This is a genomic window from Kitasatospora sp. NPDC004272, assembly GCF_053603035.1.
Genome location: NZ_JBSGET010000251.1, coordinates 1 through 5221, shown reverse-complemented (window position 1 = coordinate 5221; position 5221 = coordinate 1). Strand labels below are relative to the sequence as shown.

Here is a 5221-nt window from a genome sequence, read left to right as displayed (position 1 = left end):
CGACGACGATCTTGGCGGAGGTGGTGGCGCGGCTGGGGGCGGCCGCGTTAGAGCTTGCGAAGTCCACTGAGGACCCTTTCGAGCAGCGTGACGTCGGGCTGGTTGCCGGATTCGCCGCCGGCTGCGGGCTGGTGGATGGCGACCAGGCCGGCCTCGGCCAGGTCCGCCACGAGGATGCGGGCCACTCCCAGCGGGAGGCCGAGCAGTGCGGAGATCTCGGCCACCGACTTCACGTCGGAGGTGCACAGGGCGCAGATCTGCTGGTGCTCGGGCAGCAGGGTGGCCATCCGGGCCTGGTCGACCGCGGCGGAGACCAGGGCCTCCAGCGCGAGTTCGTAGCGCGGCCTGGTCCGTCCGCCGGTCATCGCGAAGGGGCGGATCAGCGGGCCCGCGTCCTCCTCCTCGTCGGCGTACTCCTCGACGTGGCCGGGCTGCTGCTCCTCGTACCGGTGCGGCAGCTCGGGATCGGGGAAGGCGTGGGGGCCGGTGTGGGCCTGGCCGTATCCGTCCTGCTGCTGGTACCAGCGCGGGTCGGACTGCGGGGGCAGGTACGACTGGCCACCGTCGAACTGCGGCGCGTACTGCTGCTGCTGACCGTGGCCGACGCCGGGAGCCCCGAAAGCGTCGTGGCCGGAGCCCGCGTACGGGACGCCGTACTGGCCACTGTGGTCGGGCGGTGTCACGGTTCATCTCCTCAAAGGGTGCGGCGGTGCGTTGCTGGCCGCGTCGCCGGGGAGCGCCGTGGCCGGTGGTGCGAAGGCCGTACAACGCCCGGTCCCGAGGCCGCCGAAGCGACCTCGGGACGGGCAATGAGGTCTTTCGAATACCAGGACGGTATCCGACGAACCGTCAGTGCAGGAGACTGCCCTGGAGTTCGGCCCGCAGAGCGGGCGTCAGGACCGCGCCGGCGCGGTCCACGAGGAGGGCCATCTCGTAGCCGACGAGACCGATGTCGGAGTCCGGCGAGGCGAGCACCGCGAGCGCGGAGCCGTCGCTCACCGCCATCAGGAACAGGAAGCCCCGTTCCATCTCGACCACGGTCTGGGTCACGTCGCCGCCCTCGAAGATGCGGCTCGCACCCGAGGTCAGCGAGGTCAGTCCGGAGGCGACGGCGGCCAGCTGGTCGGCACGGTCCCGGGGGAAGCCCTCGGACATGCACAGCAGGAGACCGTCGGCGGAGACCACCACGGTGTGGGACACCCCGGGGGTGTTGTCCACGAAATTGGTGATCAGCCAGTTCAGGTTCTGTGCGGCCTGGCTCATCTGGGTCAACTCAACGCTCCTGCTGGTTCGAGCCGCCGAAGAGATCGGTGCTGCTGTTGTGCGGTCCATCACCGTACGCCCCCTGGTCGGGGTCGATCCGGAAGCTGCCGGTGGCACCGGGGTCGCCGCCGGCCTGGCGGCCCTGCTCGACGCCGCGGCGCAGGTTGGTCAGGCGGCCGCGGACCTCGTTCGGGTCGCGGGAGACCTGGGGGCCTTCCTGCGGGGTGGTCCGGGCGTTGCCCGGGACCAGGTTCTGGCGGGGCACCCGGCGCGGCAGCCCCGAGGGGGTGGTGCCGGCCGAGGAGGGCTCGCGCAGCTTCTCCGCGCGCTGCCAGTCGCCGTCGTTCGGCGACTCCCACTCGCTGGGCGCCGCGGTCGGACCGGTCGGCCCGTAGCCGCCCAGCGCCGACACGTCGTGGCCGCGCGGCTCGTCGACCGGTGCCGAGGTGTCCCGCGCGCCGGTGAACCAGTTCGGGGACTCGCCGCCCGCGGCGCGGCCCGCACCGCCGCCCGCCAGCTGCTGCCCAGGACGCCGCTGCGGCAGCGCGCCGCCGGCCGGGTCCGCCGCGGAGCGGGCCGGCGGCAGGGCCGGCAGCTCCTCGGCGGGGTACGGGTGCCCGGCGGGCTCCTCGTAGCCGTAGTCCTGCTGCTGCCCGTAGCCGTCCGGTCCGTAGCCGTCCTGCCGGTACTCGTCCTGCTGGTACCCGTCCGGCCCGTAGCCGTCCTGCTGGTAGCCGTCCTGCCGGTACTCGTCGGCGTACGGCTGCTGGTAGGAGCCGGCGTACCGCTCCTCGCCGTAGGGCTCCTGCGCGTACTGCTCCGGGGCGTACGGCTCCTCGCCGTACTGGGCGGGCGCGTACGGGTCGTCCTGGCGGTAGCCGTAGGCGTCCGGCTGCGCGGGCTGCTGCGGGGCCTGCTGCGGCTCGAAGGGGCGGCCGTAGGCGTCCGCCTCGGGGCGGCCGTACGGGTCCTCCTGCGGGGCGCCGTAACCGGCCGCGTCCTGCTCCGGGTGGCGGTAGCCGGCCGCGGGGCCGCCGGGCTCGCCGTAGGGCGACTCCAGGACCTCCGCCTCCACCGGCTCCTGGGCGGACGGGCCGGGGCCGATCTCCAGGGCGGCCCGGCGGCGCTCCTCCAGCCGCTGGGAGCGCTGCATGGACTCCAGCGCGGGGGAGAAGCCGTTGCCGGGCACGGCGCCGCGGGTGGGCAGGTGGTCGTCGAAGCCGAGTTCGGCCGCGGTGCGCTCCTGGCCGTCGAACGCCCACTCGGCGTTCGGCTCCTGCTCCGCGAAGATCCGGGAGACGGTGAACTCCTCGGCCTGCGGCTCCGGGGCGGGCGCGCCCAGGTGGGTCAGCTGCTGCGGGAGCATGACCAGCGAGGTGGTGCCGGCCGACTCGCCGGACGGGCGCAGCTGCACGCGGATGTTGTGCCGCTGGGACAGCCGGCCGACCACGAACAGGCCCATCCGGCGGGAGATGGTGGCGTCGACGGTGGGCGGCTCGGCCAGCTTCTCGTTGATCTCGGCGAAGTCCTCGGCGGTCAGGCCGATGCCCTTGTCGTGGATCTCGACCAGCACCCGGCTGTCCGGCAGCCGGGTCACGTTGACCAGCACCCGGGTCTGCGGGGAGGAGAACGAGGTGGCGTTCTCCAGCAGCTCGGCGAGCAGGTGGACGAGGTCGGTCACGGCGGGGCCGACCACGTCGGCCTCGGGGATGCCGGCCAGTTCGATCCGCTCGTAGTGCTCCACCTCGGAGGCGGCGGCGCGCAGCACGTCGACCAGCGGGACGGGGGTGCTCCAGCGGCGGCCGGGCTCCTCGCCCGCGAGGACGAGGAGGTTCTCGCCGTTGCGGCGCATGCGGGTCGCCAGGTGGTCCAGCTTGAAGAGGTTCTCCAGCTGGTCCGGGTCGGCCTCGTTGTTCTCCAGGTCGGTGATCAGCGCCAGCTGGCGCTGGATCAGGCCCTGGCTGCGGCGCGAGAGGTTGGTGAAGATCGCGTTGACGTTGCCCCGCAGCAGCGCCTGCTCGGCGGCGAGCGAGACGGCCTGCTGGTGGACCTGGTCGAAGGCGCGGGCGACCTCGCCGATCTCGTCCTTGCCGTGCAGCGGGATCGGGCTGACCGCGGTGTCGACCCGCTCCGGGTCGGTCTTGGAGAGCTTGTCGACCAGCTCCGGCAGGCGGTGGTTGGCGATGTCGAGCGCGGCGGTGTTCAGGGTCCGCATGCCGAGGATCATCGAGCGGGCGATGTAGCCGGTGAGCAGACCGGCCAGCACCAGCGAGGCGATCACGATCAGCGAGTTGAGCACCCAGTCGGTGAAGGCCCGGTCCTTGATGCCCTGGGCCTCGCTGACGACCTGGCCGAGCAGGTCGGTCTCGGCCGCGCGCAGCGCGCTCATGTGGCTCTTGGTGGCCTGGTCCCACAGCGGGCGGGTCAGGCCGTCCTTGCCGACCTGGTCGATGATGCTGGCGGCGTGGTCGCCGCCGGCCGCGGTGTTGGACAGCTGGCCGGCGTAGGACATGCCGACCGCGAGCAGGCCCTGCATGGTGGGCAGGCTGTGGCCGTCGGGCATGCGCAGCGGCAGGCGCTGGTCGGCGGTGGCCTGGTCGACCAGGGCGTCCGAGTACACCTTGATCTCGGTGTCGCCGGAGGCGGTGTTGAACTCGCTGAGCGCGGTCTGCTCCAGGCGGGAGGCGACCACCAGCGACTGGATCAGGTCGTCGCCCTCGTGGCCGTCCACGCCGCCGACGCCGAGGCCGACCAGCAGGTTGAGCATCAGCGCGCGCTGGGTGGAGGCGGACGCCTTGGCCAGCGACATCGCGTAGATCGCGCGGCCCTTGGAGGTGACGTTGGTGGAGCCGAAGCCGACCGAGTTGTCGATGGCCAGCAGCGGCGCGAACATCAGCGAGTAGGCGTTGGCGGTCGCGGTCGCGAACAGCTCCGGCTTGTAGGCGTTCTCGCGCAGGTGCGGCAGGTACGCCACGGCCTGCTGGAACTGGTCGTTGCGGCGCTGCATGGTCGGGTCGTCCTTGACCTCCGCGAACGCCGCGTCGTACGCCTTGCGGGCCTCGTCGGTCTTGTCCCGGAGCTTCTTCACCTCGCCCTGGTCGCCCTGCCCGGTCAGCAGCGGGACCAGCGTCTCGTCGCGCTCCTGCTCCAGGGCGTCGGCGAGCTTGGTGGCGGCGCTGGCCAGGTCGGCGATGCGCACCGCGCGGTCGGCCTGGTTGTAGTCGTCCAGCGAGGTGTTGACGCGCAGGCCGCCGAAGACCAGGGCGATGACGACCGGGATGACCAGGATGGCCACCAGGCGGGTCGGCACGCGCCAGTTCAGCGGGGACAGGAAGTCGTACCGGCCGCCGCCCCGGCGCGGGGCCTCCTCGGCGGGCGCGGGCCGCGCGGCGGGCTCGGCGGCGACGGCGCGGGGCTGTTCGGCGCGGTCACGGTCCCCGGTCGCGGCGAACGCGGAGAACTGACCGTTGTTCGGGCCGCTACCCGGGTCCTGCTGGCGGGGCTCTGAGCGCCGCTGAGGGGTGACTGGCTGCTTACGCCTCACTCGACAACAACCTCTCGACCGACTGGCGGCCATGGATCTATCCGGCGGCTACCCCCCGACGGGCCGCGGCCCGCGTGGGTCCTACGGGGTAGCTGGAATTCCAACACGAGCCGCTGGGCCGGACAAACGGCCCCTCCGGCTCGTGCGCCAGGGGTGGAAAACGGACATAAACGGTTGAACTCCCGCAAAGTTCAAGGTCATTGGCGCGCACCGGGTACGAATGGCTACGCAGTGTCAAAGACTCCCGGCAAATGCCTACCGAACTGTTACCGGGGGGTGCGAACCATCCTTGGCGCGCGCCCCCCGGCCAGGTCCGGGCTCACCGCAGTCGGGCGAGGAGGGCGTGTTCGACGAGGGTGATGAGGGCGCTCTTGGCGCTGTCCCGGCGTCGGGCGTCGAGGGTGATGATGGGGA

General features: G+C 72.4%; 3 protein-coding genes and 1 pseudogene. All 4 read right to left on the bottom strand.

Translation table 11 applies throughout. From position 1 onward, the window contains the following. Nucleotides 1–47: 47 nt before the first annotated feature. On the bottom strand, nt 48–683 hold the full coding sequence (locus ACWEO5_RS37940) for a DUF742 domain-containing protein (protein WP_344559648.1): 636 nt from the start codon (nt 681–683) through the stop codon (nt 48–50). A gap of 166 nt (nt 684–849) precedes the next feature. After that, nucleotides 850–1263 carry a roadblock/LC7 domain-containing protein gene (locus ACWEO5_RS37935; RefSeq protein ID WP_014138208.1) on the bottom strand — a complete coding sequence of 138 codons (414 nt, stop codon included), beginning with the start codon at nt 1261–1263 and terminating at the stop codon, nt 850–852. A 10-nt stretch (nt 1264–1273) separates the two neighbouring features. Further along, nucleotides 1274–4807 (bottom strand): nitrate- and nitrite sensing domain-containing protein, encoded by a 3534-nt coding sequence (locus ACWEO5_RS37930; protein ID WP_452166625.1) that lies wholly within the window; start codon nt 4805–4807, stop codon nt 1274–1276. Nucleotides 4808–5126: 319 nt separating this feature from the next. Beyond that, a pseudogene (locus tag ACWEO5_RS37925) lies at nt 5127–5221 on the bottom strand (ATP-binding protein); the annotation flags it as partial.

What these genes read in the sequence shown, in the direction of transcription:
- ACWEO5_RS37935 (WP_014138208.1), bottom strand. Translation starts at nt 1,263, where the DNA reads ATGAGCCAGGCCGCACAGAACCTGAACTGGCTGATCACCAATTTCGTG.